At 65.8% G+C, this 26,098-nt stretch carries 23 protein-coding genes and 1 pseudogene; 17 read left to right on the forward strand and 7 right to left on the reverse strand.

Features of this window, described 5'->3' with window-relative positions; translation table 11 throughout:
* Positions 1-9 precede the first annotated feature (9 nt).
* Positions 10-1,395, forward strand: coding sequence for a hypothetical protein (locus P1K31_RS21060; protein WP_276306828.1), 1,386 nt, complete (start codon positions 10-12; stop codon positions 1,393-1,395).
* Positions 1,396-1,692: 297 nt separating this feature from the next.
* Here P1K31_RS21060 and P1K31_RS21065 read toward each other — a convergent pair whose 3' ends face one another.
* From P1K31_RS21065 to P1K31_RS21080, 4 genes are all read right to left on the reverse strand, one after another.
* Positions 1,693-4,251 (reverse strand): alkaline phosphatase D family protein, encoded by a 2,559-nt coding sequence (locus P1K31_RS21065; protein ID WP_276306829.1) that lies wholly within the window; start codon positions 4,249-4,251, stop codon positions 1,693-1,695.
* Positions 4,252-4,555: 304 nt separating this feature from the next.
* Entirely contained in the window at positions 4,556-5,098 is a 543-nt protein-coding gene (gene msrA / locus P1K31_RS21070) for a peptide-methionine (S)-S-oxide reductase MsrA (RefSeq protein ID WP_276306830.1), read from the reverse strand.
* Positions 5,099-5,481: 383 nt separating this feature from the next.
* Positions 5,482-5,868, reverse strand: a complete 387-nt coding sequence (locus P1K31_RS21075; protein ID WP_379794871.1) for an HVO_A0114 family putative DNA-binding protein — start codon at positions 5,866-5,868, stop codon at positions 5,482-5,484.
* A 669-nt stretch (positions 5,869-6,537) separates the two neighbouring features.
* A complete protein-coding gene (locus P1K31_RS21080; RefSeq protein ID WP_276306832.1) occupies positions 6,538-7,110 on the reverse strand; it encodes a dihydrofolate reductase family protein in 573 nt (190 codons plus the stop codon).
* A 445-nt stretch (positions 7,111-7,555) separates the two neighbouring features.
* Here P1K31_RS21080 and P1K31_RS21085 point away from each other — a divergent pair, with 445 nt between their 5' ends.
* From P1K31_RS21085 to P1K31_RS21100, 4 genes are all read left to right on the forward strand, one after another.
* Complete coding sequence (locus P1K31_RS21085) at positions 7,556-8,770, forward strand: tyrosine-type recombinase/integrase (protein WP_276306833.1); 1,215 nt, start codon at positions 7,556-7,558, stop codon at positions 8,768-8,770.
* 605 nt (positions 8,771-9,375) lie between these two features.
* On the forward strand, positions 9,376-10,179 hold the full coding sequence (locus tag P1K31_RS21090; protein WP_276306834.1) for a ParA family protein: 804 nt from the start codon (positions 9,376-9,378) through the stop codon (positions 10,177-10,179).
* A gap of 317 nt (positions 10,180-10,496) precedes the next feature.
* A complete protein-coding gene (locus P1K31_RS21095) occupies positions 10,497-10,982 on the forward strand; it encodes a DUF8160 family protein (protein WP_276306835.1) in 486 nt (161 codons plus the stop codon).
* Between the two features lie 1,236 nt (positions 10,983-12,218).
* A complete protein-coding gene (locus P1K31_RS21100; RefSeq protein WP_276306836.1) occupies positions 12,219-13,421 on the forward strand; it encodes a Cdc6/Cdc18 family protein in 1,203 nt (400 codons plus the stop codon).
* A 174-nt stretch (positions 13,422-13,595) separates the two neighbouring features.
* Here the strand turns inward: P1K31_RS21100 and P1K31_RS21105 are convergent, their stop codons facing one another.
* The gene (locus tag P1K31_RS21105) at positions 13,596-13,850 is read right to left on the reverse strand and encodes a hypothetical protein (RefSeq protein WP_276306837.1); all 255 of its coding nucleotides are present in this window, start codon (positions 13,848-13,850) and stop codon (positions 13,596-13,598) included.
* A gap of 103 nt (positions 13,851-13,953) precedes the next feature.
* On the opposite strand from P1K31_RS21105, the gene P1K31_RS21110 reads away from it, so the two are divergent.
* The 9 genes from P1K31_RS21110 to P1K31_RS21145 all read left to right on the forward strand — a co-directional run bounded on the left by P1K31_RS21110 (position 13,954) and on the right by P1K31_RS21145 (position 21,811).
* Entirely contained in the window at positions 13,954-14,307 is a 354-nt protein-coding gene (locus P1K31_RS21110; RefSeq protein WP_276306838.1) for a hypothetical protein, read from the forward strand.
* A 328-nt stretch (positions 14,308-14,635) separates the two neighbouring features.
* Entirely contained in the window at positions 14,636-15,205 is a 570-nt protein-coding gene (locus P1K31_RS21115; RefSeq protein WP_276306839.1) for a DUF7344 domain-containing protein, read from the forward strand.
* A 225-nt stretch (positions 15,206-15,430) separates the two neighbouring features.
* Positions 15,431-15,622, forward strand: coding sequence for a DUF7563 family protein (locus P1K31_RS22190; RefSeq protein ID WP_438268332.1), 192 nt, complete (start codon positions 15,431-15,433; stop codon positions 15,620-15,622).
* 455 nt (positions 15,623-16,077) lie between these two features.
* Positions 16,078-17,886, forward strand: coding sequence for a glutamine--fructose-6-phosphate transaminase (isomerizing) (glmS, locus tag P1K31_RS21120; protein ID WP_276306840.1), 1,809 nt, complete (start codon positions 16,078-16,080; stop codon positions 17,884-17,886).
* Positions 17,887-17,975: 89 nt separating this feature from the next.
* Entirely contained in the window at positions 17,976-18,230 is a 255-nt protein-coding gene (locus P1K31_RS21125) for a hypothetical protein (protein ID WP_276306841.1), read from the forward strand.
* A gap of 209 nt (positions 18,231-18,439) precedes the next feature.
* On the forward strand, positions 18,440-19,192 hold the full coding sequence (locus P1K31_RS21130) for a DUF4129 domain-containing protein (protein WP_276306842.1): 753 nt from the start codon (positions 18,440-18,442) through the stop codon (positions 19,190-19,192).
* Positions 19,189-19,836 (forward strand): DUF7269 family protein, encoded by a 648-nt coding sequence (locus P1K31_RS21135; protein ID WP_276306753.1) that lies wholly within the window; start codon positions 19,189-19,191, stop codon positions 19,834-19,836. The genes P1K31_RS21130 and P1K31_RS21135 overlap by 4 nt, the downstream gene beginning before the upstream one ends.
* On the forward strand, positions 19,833-21,125 hold the full coding sequence (locus tag P1K31_RS21140) for a DUF58 domain-containing protein (protein ID WP_276306754.1): 1,293 nt from the start codon (positions 19,833-19,835) through the stop codon (positions 21,123-21,125). Before P1K31_RS21135 ends, P1K31_RS21140 begins: the two co-directional genes overlap by 4 nt.
* Entirely contained in the window at positions 21,122-21,811 is a 690-nt protein-coding gene (locus P1K31_RS21145) for a DUF7519 family protein (protein ID WP_276306755.1), read from the forward strand. The genes P1K31_RS21140 and P1K31_RS21145 overlap by 4 nt, the downstream gene beginning before the upstream one ends.
* Before the next feature lie 249 nt (positions 21,812-22,060).
* Here the strand turns inward: P1K31_RS21145 and P1K31_RS21150 are convergent, their stop codons facing one another.
* Positions 22,061-23,035: an AAA family ATPase gene (locus P1K31_RS21150; protein WP_276306756.1), complete on the reverse strand. Its 975-nt coding sequence runs from the start codon at positions 23,033-23,035 to the stop codon at positions 22,061-22,063.
* Between the two features lie 177 nt (positions 23,036-23,212).
* Here P1K31_RS21150 and P1K31_RS21155 point away from each other — a divergent pair.
* The 3 genes and pseudogenes from P1K31_RS21155 to P1K31_RS21165 form a co-directional block, all read left to right on the forward strand.
* Positions 23,213-23,899, forward strand: a pseudogene (locus tag P1K31_RS21155) (nuclease/transposase family protein); the annotation flags it as partial.
* A gap of 681 nt (positions 23,900-24,580) precedes the next feature.
* Positions 24,581-24,862 carry a HalOD1 output domain-containing protein gene (locus tag P1K31_RS21160; protein WP_276306757.1) on the forward strand — a complete coding sequence of 94 codons (282 nt, stop codon included), beginning with the start codon at positions 24,581-24,583 and terminating at the stop codon, positions 24,860-24,862.
* A 146-nt stretch (positions 24,863-25,008) separates the two neighbouring features.
* Complete coding sequence (locus P1K31_RS21165; RefSeq protein WP_276306758.1) at positions 25,009-25,230, forward strand: DUF7511 domain-containing protein; 222 nt, start codon at positions 25,009-25,011, stop codon at positions 25,228-25,230.
* 48 nt (positions 25,231-25,278) lie between these two features.
* Here the strand turns inward: P1K31_RS21165 and P1K31_RS21170 are convergent, their stop codons facing one another.
* Entirely contained in the window at positions 25,279-25,827 is a 549-nt protein-coding gene (locus tag P1K31_RS21170; RefSeq protein ID WP_276306759.1) for a DUF7344 domain-containing protein, read from the reverse strand.
* Positions 25,828-26,098: the final 271 nt, after the last annotated feature.

A 26,098-nucleotide genomic window follows, 5' to 3' on the forward strand; every position in this document is an offset into this window, starting at 1 on the left:
GGCTCTGGGATGGCGGCAGACGCGTACCAGTCTCTATGTGATACAATCACGATATCGGATATAAAATTTTGGATAATACGGCGATGGTTAACGGGACGGGCCCACGGCGTCGTCCGGGTGACGCCGCGACGTGACTGCCTTCGATACCGCTGGCTGCCAGCCGTCAGACGGGGCCAGAAAGAATATACTCCGCCGGGATACGTTCATAATTGCATGAATGTACTGACCAGCACACTGCTGGCCCTCCTCCTGATCGTCAGCGGTACCGTCCCGGCCGGGGCTGCCACGGCCTCGACCGGGCAGGGAGAGGTGTATGCCGGCACACACGTGGAGTTCGAGACGAGCGGTGACGCGATCGTCGATTACACGGTCAACGGCGAAACGGTTCTCCAGTCGATAACGGTGCAGTCACGGAGTACTGCCGAGCGCCGGGGTGACGTCCGTGCCGGGATCGGTCTCTCGGCAGTGACGCAACTCTCAGGCGCGGCGGTGTCACTCGATTCGCGGACCGAGGTCAGTGCGACGGTCACCGCCGAGAGCGGCGCGTCGATGCGGGCGCACGACAACTCCCGGGGTATTCTCGTCGTTCGCTCCGGCGGCGAGTCCCAGTACGTCACCGTCAACGTCTCCAGTTCCACGCAGACGGACCGCGAGAGCGATAAGCGGGTCGTCGTCACGACCGAAGACGGCACCACGGGGACCTTCGTCGTCGTCGGTGACGGCGAGGTGACGGTGAACGACCGGGGGAACGTATCCGCGAGCGTCGAAGGCGATGGGGCACTCGTCTTCCGATCGTACCCCGACGGACGCGACGACGACGACAGGCGGGAAGAACAGCTCATCTCCGAGGGCAAGGCCGCAGCCGAGGTGCACGTGATGCAGAAGAGCGAGGAGGGGAGTGAGTTCGTAGCCGACGTCGTTCGATACAGTGAGGACACCACCGTCGAGGTGACCCAGAAGACCGCGGGGACGGTGACGATGACCGCCGAACGATCCCAGAGCCGGGGGAAGATCGTCATCACGTCCGTCTCGGAACGGGCGATCGGTTCCGTGGAGGACCTGCGGGTGACTGTCGACGGGGAGGCTGCCGTCGAGGCGTCCTCGTACAGCGAGCTCGAAAGCGCCATCGACAACGGTGACGCCTCGAAGTTCCTCGTTCGCCAGCAGTCGAGCGCCCGAGCGAGTACGGACGTACTCGTCGCGGTCGACCACTTCTCCCAGCGCGAGATCACGCTGTCCGAGGACAGCGACGGCAGCGACGGCTCGGATAGTACGGGGAGCGACGGAGACGGTGACAACCGGACGACGGACGCCCAGGGGCCTGGTTTCGGTCCGATCGGCGTTCTGTTCGCGCTCGTGGCGACAGTCGCGCTCACGCTTGCCCGTCGCCGATAGCCGGCGACCCCCGTCGTGGCTGACGATTCGAATCGTTCGTAGACCTTCGCGGAGCGGTGTATTCGACGAGGACGTGCCGATCCGGCCTTCGGGACGTCACGCGTATGACGCCGACAGCCGTCACCGACGGCAGACGATCGAGGGAACGCTCCGACCCCTCCGCCCGTCGACCGACGACGTCTCTGCATAGAACGTCAGAGAGCGGGCGCTCGCCGCGTAGCGCCGTCCTCGACCTCGGATCGTCCGGATCGTTCGCGGTTCATTCCGAACGGGAAGTCGTCGGGAGGGAGGGAGGTCTCAGAACTCGTTCGATAACGCCGCTACGTCATCTGCCGAGAGGGCACGGCTGTAGATCGACGTGGCGTCGACGTGCCCGCCGAAGTAATTACCTGTCGAATCCCACACGTCCTGGGAGGAACTCCCACCGGAGCGGCCTATTTCACCTTCGTCGCCGTGGTGTGTGACGGTGTCGAAGCCGACGTCCGCCTCCGACGCCACCTCGTTCCCGTCCACGTAGAGGGTGAGCGCGCCGCTATCGAACACGACCGCGACGTGCGTCCAGTCCGTCCGAGTGAAGGGGCTTCCGACGGTTCTAAGCACCCTGTCGTTTATCGCCCCGGCCTCCAATGTATCGTCCCTGATACGGAGTCCCAGGCCGTCCACGCTCCCTCCTTCGTTGTAGAGCCCCTGCGTTCCCGTCGTCGAATCAGGGTTCACCCACATCGACACCGTCCGCTCGGTGAACGCGTCGTGGAGGAATCCGCTACTGGAGATGAGGATATAATCGTCCGAACCGTCCAACCGGAGGGAGTACTGCCCTTCGACGGCCACCTGATCGTCGTACCCGGCACCGTTCCCGAGCGAAAAGGCGTGTTCGTAGCTCGAACTGTCCTCGTTGCTGTTCTCGAACTTCCAGTAGGCGAGCAGGATTTCGCTCATCTCCTCCGTGAACACGTGTCGATGGCGTTCGCCGTCAATCTCGTACGTCACCTCTAGTTCGAGTTCGACGTCACCGTCGGCGGTCGAGTCAGGGGTGACGTCCCAGCTAGCGGTCACCGACTCGCCGTTCGAGACCGTCTCGAACTGCGTTGCAGTATTGGCCACGATCGACCAGCCGTCGGGGAGCCCCGTCACGTTCAGGTCGACGCGTTCCATAGTGACGTCCGCTGCGTCGACACCCCCTGGATTGGTAAACGTAGCCGTGATCTCGAACGGTTCCGACGATTCATCGGATGAATCGTACGAATCGGGTGCCTGGAAGTCGATGCTAGCGGTCGTCTGTTTCGCCCCGGGGGTTCCGGCCTCCGTGAGGAACGAGGCGACAGTACTAACCGACGCGTTCGGCTCTTCGACGGTCGAGACGACCCGATAATCGGCCCGCCACTCCTCGGCGGTGAGCGTACACCGCACGTACCCTCGATCGTTGTTGAAGAACTTCCGCCAGGGAGTGTTGACACCGCTTCCGTACGTCGTCGTTCCGCTCGTGTCCCCACCCGATGATATCGAAGATCCCACATATTCGGTTCCCACCGTCTCGGAGTCGGGGTCCGAAAAGTCGGACTTGAGATTGTACACGAAGTTTCGATGGACGTCACCAGTAACCACGACCGGATTCAACCCCGAGCGTCCGGTCATGAACTCCAGGAGGGTCTCTCGGTCGGCCCGATAGCCGTCCCATTTGTCACCACCGCCGAAGTCCACTTCGTCCGGATCCGGATCGTCATCCGTCGCCGCGAAGGGGACCTGATTTACGAGGACGTTCCAGCGCGCGCCGGAGTCGCCCAATCCGTCCAACAGCCACTGCTCCTGCTCGTCGCCGAGGATCGTTCGTTCGGGGGCGCTGGCCTCCTCGGAGGAGGAGGTTTGATCGTCGCGATACTGTCTCGTGTCTAATACGTTGAACTCGGCCACGTCGCCGAAGGCGAAGCGGCGGTACAGCGGTAGATCCGGACCGTCGGGCATCCGGGAGCGGCGCAGTGGCTGGTGTTCCCAGTAGGCCTGGTACGCACTCGCTCGCCGCTTCAGGAACTCCTCGGGGGGCGTCCCCTCGTCTATCTCGTCTGCGTAATTGTTGGCCACCTCGTGATCGTCCCAGGTGACGATCCAGGGAAACGCAGCGTGTGCGGCCTGGAGATCCGGGTCCGACTTGTACTGCGCATAGCGGATCCGGTAATCATCGAGACTCCGGATCTCTCGCGGCGGCTCGTGGCCACGGCCGAGCGATCCCTGTGCGCCGCCTTCGTAGATGTAGTCGCCGAGGTGGAAGGCCACGTCGAGGTCCTCCTCGGCGAGATGGCGATGCGAGGTGTAATATCCCGACTGATAGTTTTGACAAGAAGCGAAGGCGAAGCGGAATTCGTCGACGTCCGCGTCGGCCGCCGGGGCCGTTTTGGTCCTGCCGACCGGGCTGGTCGAGGACCCGACCCGGAACTGGTAATAGTACTCCGTGTTGGGCTCCAGTCCCCGCACGTCCACGTGGACCGAGTGGGCGTGCTCCGGGCGGGCGATCGCCGCATCGTCCGCAATCACGTCGCGCATGTGCTCGTCGGTCGCGACCTTCCAGTTGACCGGCATCTGGCGGTCGGGCATGCCACCATCGCCCTCTAGCGGTTCTGGAGCGAGACGGGTCCAGATCACCACTGCGTCGGGCAGCGGGTCGCCGGAGGCGACACCGAGCGTAAAGGGATCGTCGCTCAACCGGCCGGGCTCCCCGGTTTCCCCGGACGTAACCCCCGCGGTCCCGAATATGCTCAACCCAGTAACGCCCGTGGCTGTCCGAAGGAACTCACGTCGCTTAGCGGAAGGAAACGAGGTCCGTTGGCCATCCACATCATTTCCGTTATCAGTTTCGGTCATTTTACGCAAGTTCGAATCTCATCCAATTAGATATGATTATTTATAATAGTACTCAATCGAAGTATTTCTAGATTCGAGGCCGGAGAGCGGACAGTACTCATCCGTATTCGTAAGATGTACCGACGAATGCTATGTATCTCGGAAAATTCCGCGAGGTGATAATAGTGGAGACGGTGACGACAGACGCGTAGCGGCGTTCCTATCCCTTTTGAACGCGAACGTTGCCACCGGGCGTCCGATCGACGGACACCGCGAGCGCGCCTCCGCCGGGCGAAATCGCCGTACCGAAGAACGCGAGGGCCTGCTAGCGTGTCTTCGTGGCGAACTTCTCTCGCACCTTCTTGATCTTCGGTTCGGCGTGGAAGGTACAGTAGGAGTCGTTCGGGTTCTTGGCGTAGTAGTCCTGGTGGTAGTCCTCCGCCTCGTAGAACTCCTCGAGCGGTTCGATCTCCGTCACGACGGGGTCGTCGTAGATCCCCGCGGCCTCGAGCTCCTCGACGAACGCCTCTGCGCTCTCGCGCTGCTCGTCGTCGTGGTAGAAGATCGCCGAACGGTACTGCGTGCCGACATCCGGTCCCTGGCGGTTGAGCTGGGTCGGGTCGTGGACCGTGAAGAGGACCTCCAGCAGCTCCTCGTAGCTCACCGCGCTCGGGTCGTACTCGACCTGGACGACCTCGGCGTGGCCGGTCGTCCCCGAGCAGACCTCCTCGTAGGTCGGGTTCTCGGTCTCGCCGCCCGCGTAGCCGGAGGTCACCGCGCGCACTCCGGTGAGTTCCTGGAGCGGGGCCTCGACGCACCAGAAACAGCCGCCGGCGAACGTCGCCCGCTCCGTATCGGATCGGCTCATACCCGGTCGTAGGGCGCGCGGACAGTAATCCCCTGTGTTCTGGACCGGGGGTGCGCGACGTGTCCCATCGGCGGGGCGGTCGCCGCGGTCGATTCAGGTCAATTCGTGTCTGATTCACGCCTGATTCCCACTCGATTCATGCCCGGTTCGAGATCGGGCGTCATCGGACGCCTGCCATGGGTCCGGTAGCTGGCGGTCCTCAAACTCTAACCGCTCTATACGTGGGACCTGAGACGCGGAACAACTACCGACGAGCGCCAGTTCGAATTGGATGTTGTTCCATCCACCTCTCTCGATTTGCTCTCGACCGCTGACGATGAGACGGATCTCGTCGTCGCACTGGGGACGACAGGTTGGGGTAGAGAGTGGTGTCATCGAATGCGTTACACGCCCGCTCGATCGCGAGCAGGCTGCCACTCGGGGCGGTTCAGCGGCAGGTCGACTTCGATCCGGTCGTACCAGACGGTCGGCCGCTTCGACCGGCCTGCTTGCTCGAAGTCGATCAGGCCGAGCGCTTCGAGCTCCTTGAGGTTGCGATGGACCTGTCGGACATCACGGTCGACTAACCGGGCCGTCTCGCGGATGCTCTCCGGTTGGTCGGCGACGAGCACCTGCAGCAGTTCGAGCGTCTTCGGCCGAGTGACCCGATGGACGTCCTCGATGTCGTGATACACGCACTCGAGATGTGGGTCAGGCGTCTCACCGCGGTCGACCGCCTCGAGTGCGTCGAGCAGTCCCTCCTCGTCCCCCTCACGATAGCGGATGTACATCACGCGGTCGCTGTCGGAGCTGTCGGCGGTGGAGTCGGGCGTCGCCTCGGCGTCAGTGTCGGGGTCTGTGTTAGTCCCAGGATTCGTCATAGTCGTCGATCACCTCTCGTTTGAAGCGCTGATAGAGCGGCCGGACGCCAGTGAACTTGACCGGCTCGACCGTCCCATCAGGCAGGTGGTTGTGGTGGTGCGCCGGGGTGATCGGGGAACTTGTCGTATCGGATTACCGTGCCGTCGTCGTTCGCGACCTCAGTCGCGGTATCGGCGTCCTTGTAGCCGTACTGCATCCCGTATTTCACCCCGTCAGGGTTGACCGCTCAGACGCAGGGACGGACCACACACGGACGTCGGCGAACGTCTCGCCGAAGGTTTCACGACGCCTGATCAACAACGGCGCCGCGCCGTCCTCTACCATCGTATGTTGTTACGAACCACAACATAGCAAACGTTGCTATGAATAGCAACACTAGGACGACGTCACTCACGTTCCTGAGAAGAGCTGGATACGCGCAGTTGGATGCCGGAGGAGACCGAACCGTTCCGTGGAGCATCCAATCGGTCGGTCGTGAGACATCGATCTGCCAGGGACGTCTGCGGCAAAACTCACTGAGAAGGCTGTGACGGTACCGCCGTTTGTTACTAGGGAGTGAAAACGAGGAGTTTCATCGGTTAGCTCTCGGTGGATCGTTGCACCTCGTAGATCAGGACCGCAAAAACATCTCCCCGTTGTTCCACGTTAGTTAATTTCAGGGGCGGGCTGGTAATCCTGCGTGGCAGGAGCGGGGCACCTGAGGCGAGCGTGACTGGAGCAACGCTGAGAATAACCTCGTCTAGGAGGCCCTGATCGTAAAATTGTCCCACGAGGTCACCACCACCGACGAGCCAGACGTTCTTGCCCTCCGTGGCCTTCACCATGTCCGCGTGGACGGGCGCGACGTCCCCCTGCACGAAGTGAATGTCCGCACCCTCGACTGCCGGTAATTCCCGAGTGCTGAACACCCACGTTGGAGCCTCGTACGACCACTTTTCCGGGTGCTCCAGTAGGTTTTCGTGCTCGACGATCCACTCATAGGTGGTCGAACCCATGGCCAGGGCACCGACCTGCTCTACGAACCGGGAGTAATCGTCGTTCACGCCCTCGATCCCCTCGATCTCTCCGAATTGGAAGAGCCAGTCGAGGGAGCTATCCTCATCGGCGAGATACCCGTCGATGCTCGTGGCAGTATAGTATTGAGTCTTCATCCGTTCGATCGGCGTCTAGGACGCTTTCTGTCGGGATAAAGACCGTATCCCCCATCCCGACGCGCTCCATTGGGTACTCGAATCCCCTGAACCGAGGGTGCGCATGAAACGGACGAAGTTGGCTATCGATGCGGGCGAAGGAGGCGTCGAATAGCTGCCGATTGCTCGAGTAAGTCCCCACTGACGACCACGACATCTACGACGCCACCGTATTCGATATCGAACAGCTAGCCACGAGGTGCGAGGCCGGAAGTCTCCGCCTGTAGGATCTCCCTCGCCCCCACCCTTCTTGAGTATAGCGAAATATGATATATAAAAGGCGAATGTCGGGGAGAGCGCGTCTCCGCGCCCTCTCGTCCCCGTTTTCCGATAGGCCGATCTACTTGGTTGTAGTCCAGTACGACCAGGTGAATATATGGGGGATCGAGCCGTCGGTCGACGACGAATGTCGTCCCCCGACGAGCAGGCGCGTTCGGAAGAGGCGTCCGAGCGCGAAGCTTCCGAGCGCGAGAGCCCCGAGCGCGGAACGGCGGACGAACTCGGGGCGCTCATCGAGCGGTACCTCGACTCGAAGAGCCGCGGCGCTCGCGATGACGGCACCCCGACCGGTACCTATCGCGCCAGCGCCGCCTCCGAACTCCGGCGCTGGCGGCGGTGGATGCACGCGCGCGGGTACGCGATGGACGACCTTGCGGACGACGGGGGGCGAGTGATGCGGCGGTACGCGATGCATCTGGCGCGGCGGACTCGCGGCGAGGACGGAATCGCCGCCTCGACGGCGCGTACCTACTTCGCGTACGTCTCGGGGTGCCTCTCCTACGCCGTCCGCGACGGCGCGCTACCGCTGAATCCGGCGCTCACCGAACGCGCGCGGGAGGAGCTACCGGACGATTCGGGGGGAGATCGAACCGATCAGCAGTTCTGGTCGCGCGACCAGCGCCGTCGCCTGGTGCGGTTCGCCGACGAGCGAGCGGCGCGGGCCGTCGACGACGCGGGGTTCAGTGCGGTCGCGGAGGTGCGCGACCGGGCGCTCGTCCGCGTGCTCGCGTACGCCGCCGTCAGGGGTGCTGAGGTCCTCCGCCACCCGAAGGACAATCGTCCCGGACGGCAGGGACTACGCTGGCGGAACGTCGACCTCGACGCCGGGACGATGCGGGTGCTCGGAAAGGACCAGCGCCGCGAATCCGCGCTGCTCCCGCGGGAGGCGGCCCAGGGACTCGAACGGTTACGGGCCGTCCAGCGACCGCCGTCGGAGGAGTGGCCGGTCTTCCCGACGGATCACGCGCCGAGCAAGTATCGAGCCGTCCGCGACGCGTTGGGCGATGACGCCGCGGCGATCCTGGACGAGGCCGACGACGTCGACGCCGTACTCAGGAGGCACGACGTCACACCGCCGGCGCTCACGACCGAGGGGGCCCGATCGGTCATGCGGCGGTTGACCGCCGGCGCGAACATCGACGTTCCCGACGAGGGCGTCGAGTACCTCCAGCTGCACGGTGCCCGTCGCGGGATGCTGGAGGACATCTACCGACGCGATCGGGGGGACGCACAGGACCTGGCGCGACACAAATCGCTCTCGACGACCCGCGAGGCCTACCAGCACATCGACGCCGAGGAGCGGACGAAACGCATCGACGCCCACCTCGACGAGATAGCGTAGGCGAGCGACCCGGTACGGGTCGACCCCGGGCGGTCGACGAAGTCGGGTCGTCGGGATCGGCCGAATCATCCCGCCCGCCGGATCGTGCTCTCCGGCGGGACCGGCACGTCCCCGCGAACGGCACTGGTTATCCGAACCGTACGATATGTGCAAACAATACTAACCGTACGACCGTACGAACCGTACGACCGTACTGACTGTATCATCTGTATGGATGATGCAAACGGTACAAACTGCAAACGGTAGAAACTGTGCGAATGGTACAGCCGATGTGGTCTATGCCGGTTGGGCGGGGCACTCAGGAGAACGAGATAGGCCGGAGGGATCGGACAGGAGGTACCTGCGACATCGACGGGGAGCGGAGAGCCGTTGGTGCGGCTCTCCGCTAGTGTGGTCACGTACTCACCGACGAATCGCGCGTACTCCTCAGTTTGTATAGTTTGGACGAGCGAGACAGTTCGTATGGATTTGATGGAAGTGACGGTTCGTCCGTCCGACTCGTGTCTGACATACGATTAAGGTCGGCGGTCCGAACAGGAAGCTATGATCGTCACAGGACAACCCGTCGAGTCGCGGACGGCCGCACGGTCGTCGGAGGGGCGCTGATGCCGGCGAAGCTGGCGGTGTCGAACCAGAAGGGTGGCGTCGGGAAGACGACCGTCGCGATCAACGTCGCCGGGGCGCTCAACGCCCGCGGGCGCGACGTGCTGTTCGTCGATCTCGATCCGCAGGGGAACGCGAGCGAGGGGCTCGGATTCCGGGAGGCGTACGACGCCGAGCCGCCGAGCCTGTTCGACGTGCTGACCGACCCGGAAACGCGCGACGCGATCGGTGACCTCGTCCGCGAACACCCCGCGATGGACGTCATTCCCAGCAACATCGACATGACCGCCGCGGAGCCGGAGTTGACGCTCTCGCGGCGCGGGGGAGAGCAGCTCGCGCTCGCGCTCGAACACGTAGAGGACGAGTACGAGTACGTCATCGTCGACTGCCCGCCACACCTCGGCTACCTCACCGACAACGCGCTCCACGCGACGCAGAACGTGCTGATCCCGGCGCTCGCCGAGTCGACGAGCAAGCGCGCGCTCGAGTTGCTCTTCGACCACATCGAGGCGCTCGAACTCGACTACGACATCACCGTCCGCGAGCGGGGCGTGGTCGCGAACCGCGTCGAGACGACCAACGAGGCGAGGGAGATGCTCGCGTGGTTCGGGGACGCGTTTCCGGACGTACCGATCTGGGAGATCAGGAAGCGCGTCGCGCTCCAACGCGCGTTCAGCGCGGGCGTCTCGCTATTCGAGTACGAGCACGACGTAGACATGACGGACGAGTTCCTCGCCATCGCGGCGAGCCTGGACGAGCAGTTCGACATGCCGCCGCTGCGGAGCGGCGCGGAGGCGATGGGATGAGCGACGGAGAGAGTCGTGCCGACCGGTTGCGAAATCGCCGAGATCGAGCACGGCGACGGGCCGAGCGCGCCGACGCCGAATCGTCAGGGACGACAGAGTCGTCGGGATCCGACCCGTCCGACCCATCCGAACTAGCCGACGCGTCCAAATCGTCCAAACCATCCGAACCGCCAGAAGGGTCCGAGCCGTCAGAGGGGGCGAAACCGTCTGAGAGGTCCGGACCCGTTCGAGCGAGCGAGGCGCAGGAACCCAGTCCCGCGGGCGAGGACCGGCGAGCGATGCGGCCCGAAGGAGCCTCTCGCTCCGAGCGGGGAACCGTGGACGCCTACGGCGAGCGGGGACGTCGGGAGTGGCCGGAAAGCCAGAGGTCTCACGAGGTTCGCGAAGCCGACAGGGGGAAGGAAAGTAGCAGTACGAGTGACGACACGGACGGGAGGACTGACGTCGGGAGGAACGCCGGAGACGTCGGGGGGGAGAACGCTGATAGGGACGGTGAGGGCGACGCTGGCCGGGACCATCGGAGTAGCGATGCGGACGAGAGGAGGGATGACCGGAGCGACGACGAAAGCGCCGCCCGATCGAGCGTCAAGACCGAACGGGTCGGGACGTACATGTATCTCCCGGAGTCGCAGAAGCGCGAGCTCGACCGGATCTACGGGACGCTCAAGGTGGCGTACGAGTACGAGTTCGACGAGGAATTCGAGAAGAACCGTCACTTCTTCCCCCTCGTCGTGAAACACGGTTTCGAGGCGCTCGACTCGGCGGACGCGCGAACCGTCGACTCGCTCCTGCGGGATCTGTAGTCCGGAAGGTGCCGGGCTGTCCGTCGTACGCGCCTCGAACGATCGCGATACCCCGGACGAGAGACGGTCGTGGAACACCGGACTTCCGGTGAAATACGTCGAGAGCGCCTCTCTACGGTTAGATCAGACACCGCGTTTCCGGTGAAACAGACGGGGCAAGCGGCAGACGGAGTGAGAGAAAACTGCGGAGCGAAACAGAGGAACGAACGGGGGAGCAAACGAAAGGGGCGAACGCGGGAGGGGATCAGGAGAGGGAATCAGGGGAATAAATCAAGGGGCAAAAACGGATCCGACGGAAAGATGACACCGGTTCATCGGAAATCTGGTGTCCCCGCCCCCGTTGATACGCGCAGGGGGTACAATACCGTGTTCTCTCCGTACCCTACATACCCTCGGGACACCCGCGGTATGTTCTCCGTATATCCCTCGCCTCGTCTCCAGGTGACTGGAAAGACACCGAATTTCCGGTGAAACCGACGGTGCCCTCGATGGATCCGGGTTCCACATGATCCACGGGAACCGGACCCTGGACGACGCCGAATCGACCGAGACACACACACCACGTTTCCGGTGAAACGGGATGCGAGGGCCCCCCTGCGGGACGGGAAGCGGTGAACGTTGCCCGATCTTCGCCGCCGAGCGTTGATTCCACGTGTCGGAGCTAGAGTAAAACGGGGCAAGACGGGAAAGCGGGCAGGAGACAGGAAGCTACTGACGCTGCACACTCGCCCTCGCACCAAATTCTTTATGTAGTATAGAAGCGAATAGTCCATTAGCTTATTCGCTAACAATAATAAAAGAGCGATATCTATCGCTCTCACCGACCAGCGTTCCACGCGAACCGTTACCTTTCTCATCGGTACGCTCGATCGGACTCCTCGCGAGGTAAGCGACTCCCCCTTCGATCACTCCCCCTTGAATCGCCTCGAGAGACCGTATAGCGTTAGTTGCCGTGTCTCCCGTGAAACGGCTGTCGCAACCGACCGCGTTTCCGGTAAAGCCGCCCTCCGCTTCAACTCAACCCCCACCCCCTCTCGCACCCCGTTTCACCGGAAACGTGGTGTGTGTGTCTCGACTGTCGACCCACGCTACACTCTCCGCAACTTCTATCCGTTCGTCAACTTTTACCCGGGTTCCGATTCAAATACGGGATTTTCCACTTTCACCGGACTGTATGGGAAACAGTCAAGCAGTTTCACCGGAAACGTGGTGTCCAACGAACGTGGTGTCCAACGAATGACCGACACGGACGACCTCTTCATTCGCGAGGATCCGATCTTCGTGAACAAGGAACTCCTCGAGATCAACCATCTCCCCGACGAGGGGCGTATCGTCGGTCGGGACGAGGAGATCGGCCAGCTCGCGAACGCGGTGAACCCCGCCATCTTCGGCCAGAGTCCGAGCAACGTGCTCATCTACGGGAAGACCGGCACCGGCAAGTCGCTCTGTGCGAAGTACGTCTCCGGCCGGCTCATCCAGACGGCCGAGGAGGAGGGGATCACGGCGGCGTACGCGTACGTAGACTGCGCGCAGGACTCGACGGAGACCCAGGCGGTCCAGACCATCGCGAGCGCGCTGAACGACCCCGATCTGACCGACATCAACATCCCGGATAAGGGTATCAGCACGGCGACCTACTACAAGCGCCTCTGGAAGATCCTCGACATGCGGTACGACGTCGTGCTCGTCATCCTGGACGAGATCGACAAGCTCGACAACGACGACATCCTGATGCAACTCTCGCGCGCGGGCGAGGCGGGAAAGCTCACCGAGTGCAAGGTGGGCGTCATCGGGATCAGTAACAAGATCAAGTACAAGGACCGGATGGACGAGCGCGTCAAGTCGAGCCTCTGTGAGCGCGAGTTCGTCTTTCCGCCCTACGACGCCCAACAACTGGGTAACATCATGCAGGCGCGCAGCGACGCCTTCCGCGAGGGGGTGCTCGACGACTCCGTCATCCCGCGGGCGGCCGCCCTCGCCGCCCGCGAGCACGGGGACGCCCGCAAGGCCATCGACATCCTCCGTTACGCCGGCGAGATCGCCCAGTCGACCGACGCGAACACCGTCCGGGAGGAGTTCGTCGTGCAGGCCCGCCAGCGCGCCGAGACCGATCGCTTCCGCGAGCTGATCCGCGGGTCGACGCCGCACTCCCGCTACGTCCTCCAGGCGCTCACGGTGCTCTCGCTCAACGAACACACCGACGACGAGGCGTTCCGCACCACCCGCATCTACGAACTCTACCAGCAGGTGTGTCGACAGGAGGGTTCCGAGTCGCTCTCGCTCCGCCGCGTGCGCGATCTCCTGAAGGAACACGCCTTCCTCGACGTCATCGAGCAGTCGCGCTACAGCGGCGGGAGCGCCGAGGGAAGCTACACCGAACACCGATTGCTCGAGGATCCGGAGGTCGTGCGCAGCGTCCTCGCCGACACGATCGACTGAGCGCGGACGGACATCGCGGCGTCCCCTGTCCCGACTTCACCGGAAGCGGGGTGTGTCCGTTCGAGCCTTCCCTCGGTAGCCTCCCGTACCCCCGGCGACGGACCGCACACCCGGGGCTCCCCGCCGAGAGCCCGAGGCGATCTCGGTACCGCCGACACCCGAACGCGGGTCGATTCACCGGAAACGAGGTGTCCCCGCTCGTCGCCCCCGCCCGTCGGGATTCATCGGAAACCTGGTGTCCCCCTCTCCTCTCCTCTCCTCTCCTCTCCTCTCCTCTCCTCTCCTCTCCTCTCCTCTCCTCTCCTCTCCTCTCCTCTCCTCTCCTCTCCTCTCCTCTCCTCTCCTCTCCTCTCCTCTCCTCTCCTCTCCTCTCCTCTCCTCTCCTCTCCTCTCCTCTCCTCTCCTCTCCTCTCCTCTCCCCTTCGCCATGATACCGTGTGTCGTACTGGTTGTGATCGTTGACTTATTGTTGTCTATGTAAATACATTTGGCCGTGTAGTCTTTTAACCCCTAGCTCCTTTGGGGGAACGATATGGCGCAGCACGTAGCCGAGAACGCCGGTCGGCCCGCCGACGCCGAGGGCACGATGGGGGGACCGATGGACCCCGCCCTCGAGTTCGCGTCGGCGGCCGACCCGGTCGACGCACCTCCGGACGGGCGTCGACGGTGGACTTCGGCACACACTCTGGCACGCGACGACGCCGTGCACCTCGACGCCCTCGCCGCTCGATCGGCGGCGGGCGCGCACGTCGTCGAGCGGATGGCACGTACGCTCAGGCACGTTCGCCCTTCAGAACTCGTCGACGTGGGACTCGTCGAGTGCCGTTCCGGGGTCGCCGCCGTGACCCCGCCGCTCGGGCGTTCAACCGCACGAACAGAACGATGAGCGGGCGATGTGGGGTTCGTGCGGACGACGGACGGGACACCGACCGGACTGACGAAACGACAGGTCCTCACGACATACCACAAGACCTACGTTTCGCTGGCCGCAGTCCCCGGTTGGTTACGAACGAGCGGCGTGTGAGCGAGAACGACCGATGGACGCGCCGTCGGCCCGGAAGTCGGAACTCACCGACCGCCCTCCCCGCTGCAGTTCGAGGTAGCGGTCCCGTGGACGGTGGGTACCGGCCGATCGCGTCGAACCTAACCCTTTGGGTGATAGGTTCAATACCGACCCGACTTTCAAAAACGACGAAGGTCAAGGTGGCCTAGATATGGATGCAACGGCAGTCACGACTGGTGACGATATGGCGACGGCGGAGAACAGGACGGCGGAGAGCGAAGTGGGTCCCCTTCCGAAGGACGACCTCTTCCATCTCCTGCAGAACCAGCGTCGACGGCGGGTCCTCCGGTATCTCCGGGAGGAGGAGGGCCAGGTCGACATGCGGGACATCGCCGAGCACATCGCGGCCCTCGAGAACGACGTGGAGGTGTCGGCGCTCTCCTCGGCCCAGCGCAAGCGCGTCTACGTCGGCCTCTATCAGTGCCACCTCCCGAAACTCGACGAGGTCGGCGTCATCAAGTACGACCAGAGTCGGGGGTTCGTAGAGCGGACGGCGCTCACCGAACAGCTCTTCCCCTACCTCGAGGTCAACGAGGAGGACGAGGACGTCGGCGAGGAGATCACCGCGCTCGTGCTTCGATACCACGGCGTGGCAACGGTGCTGGCCGTGGTGCTGACGCTCGCGGCGTGGGCGACCGTCATCCCCGCCGCCGGGCTCTGGCTCGCGACGTTCGTGACGGTTCTCTTCGCCGCGGCGACCCTCGCCGTCGTCTACCGCTAGTCGAGGGGGCGCTCTCCTCCGTTCGTGGACGATCAGTCGCCGAGCGACGGGTCTCGCCCCCGATCCGCGCGCCGACCGGCGAGGCGTCTCCCCGGGGGTGATCGATCCCGACGCCCGGCACTCGGGATCCGAAAACGCCCCCGACGGGGATAAGAGCGACATAACGGCCATTATGATGGGGATAGCAAAGCACACTCCTTCGCATTGACCAATCGGTGTCGAGCAATGGACTGGGTCAATAGTGTGCATTCGGCCGACTCACAGCGTCGATGTAGTGCCTGCGGAGCGTTCGTCACGCAGCAGTTCGTCAGAGTCTTCGGCGACAACCACGACGAAGTCCACGGCTGCTTGAGCTGCCTCACCGCGAGGGATCTCCGCGACGGTAAGCACATTCAGGACCCGCGATCGGCACCGTAGCGACCGCGCCCGCGAACGCGGGCGTGCTCCACGCGTGTACCCGTCATCCCTTGTGTCCGGCGGCCGTCCGTCACACCCGGCCGCCGGTGCTCCCTCGACTGACGCGGAACGCCGCGTCCGTCCGTGGACGGGACAGCCGGTGACCGAGACCGGAACCGAGACCGATATCGGTGGCGATCGAACCCGCCGCACCGCCGCACCGCCGCACTGCCCCCGCCTCTCGTATCCTGTCGAAGTAATGTACTGTTTACCCACCGTTCATCCCGGTCTGTTGTGGATAAATCGCCGGACAGAGACGGGTTCCTCCGGTCGGGTTGAACTGGCGTGAACCGTCGTCGGGCGTGTCGTTATCAGGGCCATAATAATGTGTAGTTCGCGAGTATCACGCCCAACGAAGAGGTTCGGCCCGCGGCGTGGGTCGTCACGAGCGGATAAAACAGGTCTTAATTCAAATCATGTGTGGAATCATCGCGTGCATCGGATCGGACGACGCGGTCGGCGAACTCCTCACGGGGCTCGAGAACCTCGAATACCGGGGGTACGACTCCGCGGGCATCGCGGTACAGAACGGAAGCGACGTCACCGTACGGAAGCGATCGGGAAAGATCAGCGAACTGAAGGAGGACATCGCAGCCGCCGTGCCGGCCGGAGCGGTCGGCATCGGGCACACGCGCTGGTCGACCCACGGCCCACCGACCGACGAGAACGCCCACCCGCACACCAGTCAGTCCGGACGGATCAGCGTCGTCCACAACGGCATCATCGACAATCACGAGACGCTCCGACGCCGCCTGATGGACGCGGGGTACGTCTTCGAGAGCGACACCGACACCGAGGTCGTCCCGCAGCTCATCGAGTACCACGTCGACCGGGGCGCGAGCGTGGAGGAGGCGTTCGAGCGCGCCGTCGACGAACTCGAGGGGAGCTACGCGCTCGCGGTGATGGCGGAGGGCACCGACGCAGTGTACGCCACCCGACAGGACTCCCCGCTCGTGCTCGGGGTGGCCGACGACGCGTACTACCTCGCGAGCGACGTGCCCGCGTTCCTCGAATTCACCGACCGGGTCGTCTACCTCGAGGACGGCGAGGTGGTGATCGTCACGCCCGACGGCGTCGACCACCGCGACCGCACGGGCGCGGCCGTCGATCGCGACCCCGAACACGTCGAGTGGAGCGCGGAGGAGACCGGTAAGGGGCGGTTCGAGCACTACATGCTCAAGGAGATCTACGCCCAGCCGGAGGCGCTCCGCGGCACCCTCAGCGGTCGCATCGACGACGGGACGGTCACGCTAGAGTCGTTCCCCGAGGGAACGTTCGAGGACGTAGACCAGGTCCACCTCGTCGCCTGCGGCACCTCGTACCACGCCGCGCTCTGCGCGGAGCGCCAGCTCGTCAGGGCGGGGATCCCCGCCTCGACGACCCGCGCGAGCGAGTACTTCGACCTCCAGACCGTCGACGAGCGGACGCTGGTCGTCGCCGTCACGCAGAGCGGCGAGACGGCCGACACCCTGAGCGCGCTCCGCCGCGCGGCGGCGGCCGGGGGCCGGACGCTCGCCGTGACGAACGTCGTGGGGTCTACCGTCTCCCGCGAGGCGGACGACGTGCTCTACATCCGCGCGGGGCCGGAGATCGGCGTCGCCGCCACCAAGACGTTCACCTCGCAGGTCGCGACGCTCGCGATGCTCACGCACCGCATCGCGCAGGGTGCGGAGCGCGGGACCCCCCGCGAGGACGCCGCAGCGTTCTTCCGCGAGCTCGCCCGCCTCCCGGACCGCATCGACGAACTGCTCGCCGCTACCGCCGCCGAGACGGTGAGCCGACAGCACATCGGCCGCCAGTCGTACTTCTTCATCGGTCGCGACTTCGAGTACTCGGTCGCGCTGGAGGGGGCGCTCAAGTTCAAGGAGATCACCTACGAGCACGCCGAGGGCTTCGCCTCCGGCGAGTTGAAGCACGGCCCGCTCGCGCTCGTCACCGAGGACGCGACGCTGTTCGCCCTGCTCACGGGTGCGCGCGGTGACGAGACGCGGAAGAACGCGGAGGAGGCGAAGACGCGCGGCGCGACCGTCGTCGCCGTCGCGCCCGAGGGGATGGAGGTCGGCGAGGTCGCCGACGAGATCCTCAGGGTTCCCGACACGCACCCCGATCTCGCGGGCCTGCTGGCCAACGTCCAGCTCCAGCTCATCTCCTATCACACCGCCTACGGCCTCGGCCGCGAGATCGACAAGCCGCGCAACCTCGCCAAGAGCGTCACCGTCGAGTAACCCTCCGTCCGATCGACCGACTCTCCTCTCCTCGCTCCGTTCCGCACTAGCGATCAAGAGTTAACCGCGTCAATCCCCTCGCGCCGACTATGGGACGAGGGGACGACGACCTCAACGACCTCGACGAGCTCGTACAGACGGTGGTCCGGACGGTCGCCTCGGACGCGACCGAACCGCGACCGGGCACGATGGAGCCCCGCGACGTGCGCTCGGTCCTGTGCGACGACGGCGATCAGGACGTCGGCGCGGTGAACCGGGCGATCGAGCGCGCGCTCGACCGCGGCCTCCTGGTGACGACGAACGACGGTAGTCTCACCCCGGCCGACGCCGCCGAACGACCTTAGCGTCGACGTCGCCCCCGACGACGCGCCGATATCGCGTTTTTCGACCGGTAGAGAGCCGTGCGCGTCGGAGGACCGTTCGTCCGTGTGCGGTCCGAGACACCGTCGCGAACGCACACGGACGCCCTCGACGCGAGTCCGCGCGGTAGCCCCCTCGCCGGATAGCAGCTAACTAACTATGACTGTCTCCTACCCGTGGTATACATCCAACCGTGAATCAGGAAGGTGACGGATCGGAACGAGCGGTGCCGGCTCGGGAGCGGCCGAACGTCGACCGCCTCGTCTCCGCGGCCATCGCGCTCGTCTGCGTCGTCGCGGTCGGCGTCTCGGCGACGACGCTCGACTCCTCGCTCTCTTCCGACCCGGAGGAGGTGATCGACCTCGACTACGACCGGATCCCGCTGGGCCAGGAGCAGGCGCGCGAGGTGAAGGAGGAGGTGGAGCGAAACGAGCAGCGGCAGGAACGGCGGCAGCAGGCGCGGTCCGGCGGTGGCGGCGGCGACAGCGGAGGCGGGAGCGAGGAGCCCGAGCCGCCGTGGTGGGCGTGGCTCCTGCGCCTGCTGGAGCGGCTCCTGTCGTACGCCACCGCGGCGCTCGTCGCGCTGGTGGCGCTCGCGCTCGGCCGCCGCTACGCGGACCGACTGCGCTCGCTCCTGCTCGCCCTCTTCCCAGGGGGGCGAGCCGACGGGAACGCGGGGACCGACGCGCCGGTCGCAGTCCCGGAGAACGAGGTCGAACGGGCGTGGCTCTCGATGCTCGAGCGTGCGGGGGTCGAGGACGCGCGGACGATGACGACAGCCGAGTGCGCCCGCGCGGCCGTCGACGCCGGCTGCGATCCGAGCGCCGTCGAGACGCTCCGGACGGCGTACGAGCGGATCCGCTACGGCGGCGCGGCGATCACCGACGAGGACGTCCGTCGCGCCCGCGACAGTCTCCGCCGGATGAGTGGGGGTGACGCGTCGTGACGCGCCGCTCGCGGGCCGCGCGAATCGCCCGATACGCCGTCGCCGCCTGCGGCGGGCTGGTCTTCGCCGGCGCGCTCGCCGTCCTGGTGGTGCCGCCGCTCGCCGACGTCCTCCCCCTGGAGGCGGCCGTCGACGCCGCCGGCAGCGACTACCAGTTGATCGCCGTCTTCGGCGGCCTCGCGCTCCTCGCGCTTCTCACCGTGCTCGCCGCCCGGGCGCTCGGACGCGTCGAGCAGGGCCGCCCCCCCGATCCCGAGTTCGTCGAGCGCGTCCCCGCGCCGGGTGCCGAGTTCGACGCGTTGGTCGAGGACGGTCTCGGCCGTCGCGCGGCGCTGTTCTCGGACGCCCCCGACCGCGTCCGCGCCCGCCTCCGCGAGACGGCCGCCCGCACGCTGGCGCGTACCGACAACTGCTCGCGCGAGATTGCGCTCGACCGCGTCGACTCGGGCGCGTGGACCGACGACGCCGCGGCCGCGGCGTTCCTCTCGGGGCGCGGTCCGCCCGTCGGCGTCCGCGTTCGGGCCGCGCTGCGCGGTCGGTCGTGGCCCCAGCACGGGGCGGCGGCCGCCGCCGAGGCGATCGCCGCCCGTTCCGAGCGCGGTCCCGGGGCGGAGACGGCCCCGGTCTCGGGAGGCGAGCGATGAGCGCCGTCGAGACGGTCGCCGTCAGGCGAACGGGCCGGTGGCGCGGCGTCGTCGCCGTCGCCCTGTTCGCGGGCGCGGTCGGCGTCCTCACCGCCCGGCCCGCGGCGTTGCTCCTCGCCGTCGTCGGCGTCGGCTACGCCTCGTTCCCCCGTCTCACCGGTCCGCCGAGCCCCTCGCTGCGGATCGAGCGGACGCTGAGCGACGAGACGCCGGGGCGCGGCGAGCGCGTCGACGTCGAGGTGACCGTGACGAACACCGGCCGCTGGCCCCTGTTCGACGTGCGCGTCGTCGACGGCGTCCCGGCGACGCTCGCGGTCCGGTCGGGATCGCCCCGTCGCGCCGCGGTCCTCCTCCCCGGGCGTTCGACGCGCCTCTCCTACGCCGTCGGTGCCGAGTACGGTCGCCACCGGTTCGAACCGGCGACCGCGTTCCTGCGCGACGCGAGCGGCGGTACGGAGGTCGAAGTCCGCGCCGAACCCGACGCGCCCACCGTGGTCGTCTGCACCGACCCCGTCCCGGAGGTCCCCCTGCGCCGACAGTCGCGCCGCGACGTCGGCCGGCTCGTGACGGACGACGGCGGCAGCGGCATCGAGTTTCACCGCGCGCGCGAGTACCGCCGGGGCGATCCGATGAGCCGCGTCGACTGGAAGCGCCTCGCGCGCACGGGCGACCTCACGACGATCGAGTTTCGCGAGGAGCGGGCCGCCTCGGTCGTCCTGCTCGTCGACGCCCGGGAGTGCGCCTACCGCGCGAGCGCCGAGGGCGAACCGCACGGCGTCGCCTACGGTCTCGCCGGCGTCGAGCAGTTGCTGACGGCGCTCGTCGACGCGCGCACCTACGTCGGCCTCGCCGGCGTCGGACGGGAGTCCTGTTGGCTCGCCCCGGGCGCGGGCGGCGAGCACGAACTCGCGGCCCGCGAACTGCTCGCCGCCCACCCCGCGCTCTCGCCGCGACCGCCCGACCCGGGGGGCGAGGGGCGATCGGACCACGAGCGGCAGCTCCGCGAACTCCGAAAGCGCCTCGGGAGGGACACGCAGGTGGTGTTCCTCTCGCCGCTCCTCGACGAGTTCGCCGCGACCGCCGCCCTCTCGATCGAGGCGTCCGGACGCGCCGTCACGGTCGTCAGCCCCGACGTCACCTCGGAGGCGACCGTCGGCGGTCGCCTCGTCCGCGTCGAGCGAGCCGACCGGATCCACTCGCTCCGCGAGGCGGGGATCCCCGTCGTCGACTGGCCGCCCGACGAACCGCTCGGCGCGTCGATCGCCCGCGTCCGGGAGGTGCGGCCGTGACCCGCGTCGTCCACCGTCCGCGACGCCTGAGCGGCGGCATCGCGGTGCTCGCCGCCCTCCTCGCGGTGGCGCTCGTCGCGGACGAGGCGGAACAGCTCGCCGCCGTCGGCGCTTCGTTCGCGGGCGTCGCCGTCCTGGCGCTGGGCGCGGCCCTCCGGCGTCGCGGCTCGCGGCTCGCGGGCCTCCCCGTCGCGCTCGCGGGCCTCGCCGCATCGCTCGCCGCCGTCGCCGTCGCCGTCGGCGTCGCGCTCACCGACGGCGTCACCGCGCGCGGCGAACTCGTCGGCCTCCTCGGCGTTCCCCTGCTCGCGCTCGGCCTCGTTCCGATCAGCCGACGGGCGGCTCGCCGGCTGATCTCGGCCGGATTCGCGCTCGTGGTCGTCGGGACGGTCTTCAGCGCGACCGTCGGCGGCGCTTCGACGCTCTCGCTGCTCGGTAGCCTCGTCGCCGCAGTGGTCGCCTGGGACGCCGGCGAGCGGGCGATCAACCTCGGCGATCAGCTCGGTACGGACGCGCGCACGTGGCCGGTCGAACTCGCGCACTCGGGCGCGACGGCCGCCTTCGGCTGCGTCTCCGTCGCGCTCGCCCTCGCGCTCTCGGAGGCGAACGTCACCGGCGTCCCGCTAGCCGGGCTCGCGTTACTGCTCGGCGCGGCGGTCACGCTGATGGTCGTCCTCTACGCGTAACCGCATCGCCGGCGTACCGTAGCCGGCCTACCGTCCACATTCCACGGTGCGCTGATCGCGCGCACGCGCATGATCTAGAAGCAGACAGCGAACCAACGGCGGGTCGAGGGGTCGCGTTCGTGTTCCTCCTCTCCTCTCCTCTCCTCTCCTCTCCTCTCCTCTCCTCTCCTCCGCCGCGTTCGACCGCTCCGGGACGCCCGTCGCCGAGTCGCCGGTTCGAACGGTCGCTCGACGGCGATGCGCTCGACCCTACCGAACCGAGGGGCGCGACGCGTACGACACCGTGGGTACCTCGACGGAATCGAGGAGCTCCCCCACGATCGTCCGCTTCTCGACGTTCCCCACGCGGGCGTCGGCGGTGAGCACCAGTCGGTGGGCGAGGACGGCCGGCGCGACGGCCTTGACATCGTCGGGGGTGACGTACGTTCGGCCCTCGACGGCCGCGAGCGCCCGACTGACCTCGAAGAGGCGCTGGGTGGCGCGCGGGGAGACGCCCGTCCTGACGCGGGCGTCCTCGCGGGTCGCCCGACAGAGGCGAACGACGTAGCGGCGGACGTCGCGCTCGACGTGGACCGACTCGACCGCTTCGCGGAGCGCCGCGGCGTCGGCCTCCGTGCAGACCGCCTCGACGGTCGGGATCCGGTTCGTGCGCTCGGCACGGCGGTCGAGGATCTCCAGTTCCCCCTCCTCGTCGGGGTAGCCGAGGCTCGACTTGACGATGAACCGGTCCTTCTGCGCCTCGGGGAGGGGAAAGGTGCCCTCCTGCTCGACGGGGTTGGCCGTCGCGACGACGAAGAACGGGTCTGGTAACTCGTAGGTCGTCCCGTCGACGGTCACCTGCCCCTCCTCCATGGCCTCGAGAAGCGCGGACTGGGTCTTCGGCGATGCGCGGTTGATCTCGTCGGCGAGGACGATGTTGGCGAAGATCGGCCCCCGCTGGAACTCGAACTCGCGGGTCCGCTCGTCGAAGACGTGCGTCCCCGTCACGTCCGACGGCAGGAGGTCGGGGGTGAACTGGATCCGCGAGAACGACAGGCCGAGCGCCGTCGCGATCGAGCGCGCGGTGAGCGTCTTTCCCGTCCCCGGTACGTCCTCGAGCAGCACGTGCCCCTGCGCCAGGAAGCCGGTCAACACCGTGCGCAGGACCGCTCGATCGGCGATGACCGCCCGCGACACTTCGTCGAGGATGGCGTCGCTCTTCGCGTGGACCGTCTGGATGTCCATACAGTCCCCCGGCGAGAACGGACCTTTGTTATCGTCGTCATACGGACCTCAGCGCGGAAACCCACGACTAAAGTCGTGGGTGGAAGCGCGTTCGATTGACTCTACTACCGCCGTCTACAGCCGAGCCGACTCTCGGTTGTATATTAATTTTATAAACATTGGCGTTTCGCATGATGTATGGAGGTCCGGCGAACCGTCCCGGTCAAACTCGACGTGACCGAGCGTGACGCCGACCTTCTTCACGAGACGATTCAACAGTTCCGATGGGCCGCGAACTACGTCGTTCAGCACGCTCAAAACGACGATGGTTACGTCGAAACGAACAAGGGCAAGCTCAACAGCCGCACCTATGACGACGTTCGCCGCGAGACGGACCTTCACGCGAACCTCGTCCAAGCGGCTCGAAGCCGCGCGGCGGAGGCGCTGAAATCGGTCGTTTCGACGTGGAAGCGCGGGAAGAAAGCGAATCTCCCGCACTTCACGTCGCCGTTCCTCGAATACGACAAGCGGAGCGCGACGTTTCACGACGATCACGCTTCGCTTTCGACCATCGGTCGACGCATCACCGCCGAGTACGTGTTGCCCGACGAAGCCCGCGACACGCCCCACTCGTCGTACCTCTTTTCCGACGACTACGAGACGACGGGTGCAACGCTTCACTACCGCGAAACCACGGACGAGTTCTACCTTCACGTCAGAACAAAGGCTGACGTGGACGCCTCCGAACTATGCGAGAGCGGAACGGTTCTCGGCGTGGATCTCGGGGTCGAAAACATCGCCGTCACTTCGACCGGCGTGTTTTGGCCGGCTTCCGAACTCGACCACTGGCACCGCGAGTACGAGAAGCGCCGCGCCACGCTCCGCGGTCGGCGATACCGAGTTCCGGACCGCGTAGGGTCACCGATCACGCCATGGTGACGCGTTTTTCTCCGGACAGTAGGGACCGCTAACGCGCTCGTAACCCCGACCTTACCGGGTCTCCGAGTGTTTAGAAGGCTGATAACTAAGCCCGTGAGACGGCTATCTACGCGTGCGCCCCTCCCATCGGGGGGTGTCGAGCCGCATGGGCCGATACGGACGTCGGGGGCCCACGTGCCATCGTCACTGCCAGCCATATCCCACCCCTCGTCCGTTCCCACGCGCACTCGTTTCGTACCGTGCTCCCGGCCGAGCCACGCCGACGAGCGGCGATCCGACACGTAGTAATACCCTGACTTCATGAGCTGTGACCCGTGAGAACCCACGTGAGTCTACTCGACACGCTTGTGCGTCGGTTCGGAAACGCGCCCGCTCTGCTTTACGAGTGTCGACGGTGTGGCACCACGATCGACGCGGACGACGACCGCTGTTCGCGCTGCGGGAGCGCGTCGATCGCCCGCTACGAACTCTGAGTCCCGTCCGCGGGCGATCGAGCGCCGCGCGTCGGGCGATCCCCCGTCCGCCGTCGGTGGGTCGGCCGGGGCCGGCACGACGACGCACGACTGTCACTCACTAGCGCGGTCGATAGTCACGCTTATACGTGTTCTGTCCGACGGTAGTACAGTGATGGTTAGGGGTGACGGGCGAGTTCACGAGACCGCGCTCAGTACAGCAATCGTCGAGGCGATCGCCGCGGAGAAGCAGGTCGACCCGATCCGACTCGACCCGCCGCTGCACGACGTCGTCGATCCGGATGCGCTCGACGAGATGTTCTCGGTGCCGAACTCGGTGCCGGGCTACGTCGCCTTCGAGTACGACGGCTATCAGGTCGAGGCACACAGCGACGGTCGGGTCACGCTCTCCCCGCTCACCGAATCGTCGGCAGCGACGCTCACCTCTGATAACTGACTGTTTTTCACTGTCCCGTCGGTGCCGGCAGGATCTTCATGCGGCGATCGACGCCTTCAATTACGCGTGTTCGGCCGGTCGCTGGTTAACTCGCGTGTAACTATACCTCCGTCAGGCGACACTCGAAACACCCCTCGGGGGACACTATGAGTAAGAACATCGACACGCCGCAGACGCGCGAACCCGAGCAGGCGGAGGGCTCGCTGTTCGCGTGGCCGCAGTTCGATCTCGAGTACACCGTCGAGCCGTACGAGGACACCCCTGACCTCTACACGTTCTACCCGCGCGGGGCGACGGACGAGGAGATAATCACCAGTTGGGTCTCGGCGACGGAGGAGTGGGTCGTCGACATCACCTCGATGCGATAGCGCGGCGGTCGACCCGTCCGACGTTCGTCGAACAGCGGTGCGGAGGCCTCACTCGAGGTCTTCGAGCTTCATGAGGTCGTCGTCCTCCGAGCGACGCGTGAGCGCGTACTGGTAGACGACGAGCGCGAGGAGCGCGATGGCGAACGCTAGGGCGATGAGCGTGCCCGGAACGACGGCGAACGGCGGGAGACCGAACGCCGTTCCGAGCAGCGCGATCACCGCGCCGGCGGTCAGCACGACGTAGTACCAGGTGAACTGTGGCGTCTCGCGCCTCTCGACCGGTAGGTACCGAACGATCTCCTCGGCCTTCTCGGTCAGCCGGACGGTCCCCTCGTCGCGATCGTAGACGGCGATCCCGAAGTCGTCGAGTTTCGGCAGGTGCGTCTGGTAGAGCGAGACGTAGACGCGCCGCCGGGCGGTATCGTCGAGGTCGTCCACGGGAATGTCGTTCTCCCAGGCGGCGATCTGACTCGCGAGCTCCTCGATCGTCGCCGGTTCGTCCCGGGTGTACAGGTAGTAGAGTATGTATCGACGACGTGAGTTACTGAGGATGTTGAACGCGTCGTCGAGCGCTAATTCTGTCGATTCCTTAGACATTAACTGGTCCTGTTGCATCTATGTTGGGCGCAATATCGCGATGCCAGCGGCTCTGCAAGGGGTTTCCGCCCGGATCACCGCAGACTCCGAGCACCCGTGACGATACCAACATCAACATGAACATTACTCCTACACACGCTATCTTTGTTACCGTGTGGCTATCTTGCACTAACGGCATTCATGAACCGTGACTCCTCTCGTCGGTTTCCGGTCTGTCCGCCGCGTTACGTGTCAGACCCGCAGGCGCTTGGTGGCGATTCCCGGCGCGACC

Source organism: Halomarina halobia (assembly GCF_029338575.1).
Lineage (GTDB): Archaea > Halobacteriota > Halobacteria > Halobacteriales > Haloarculaceae > Halomarina > Halomarina halobia.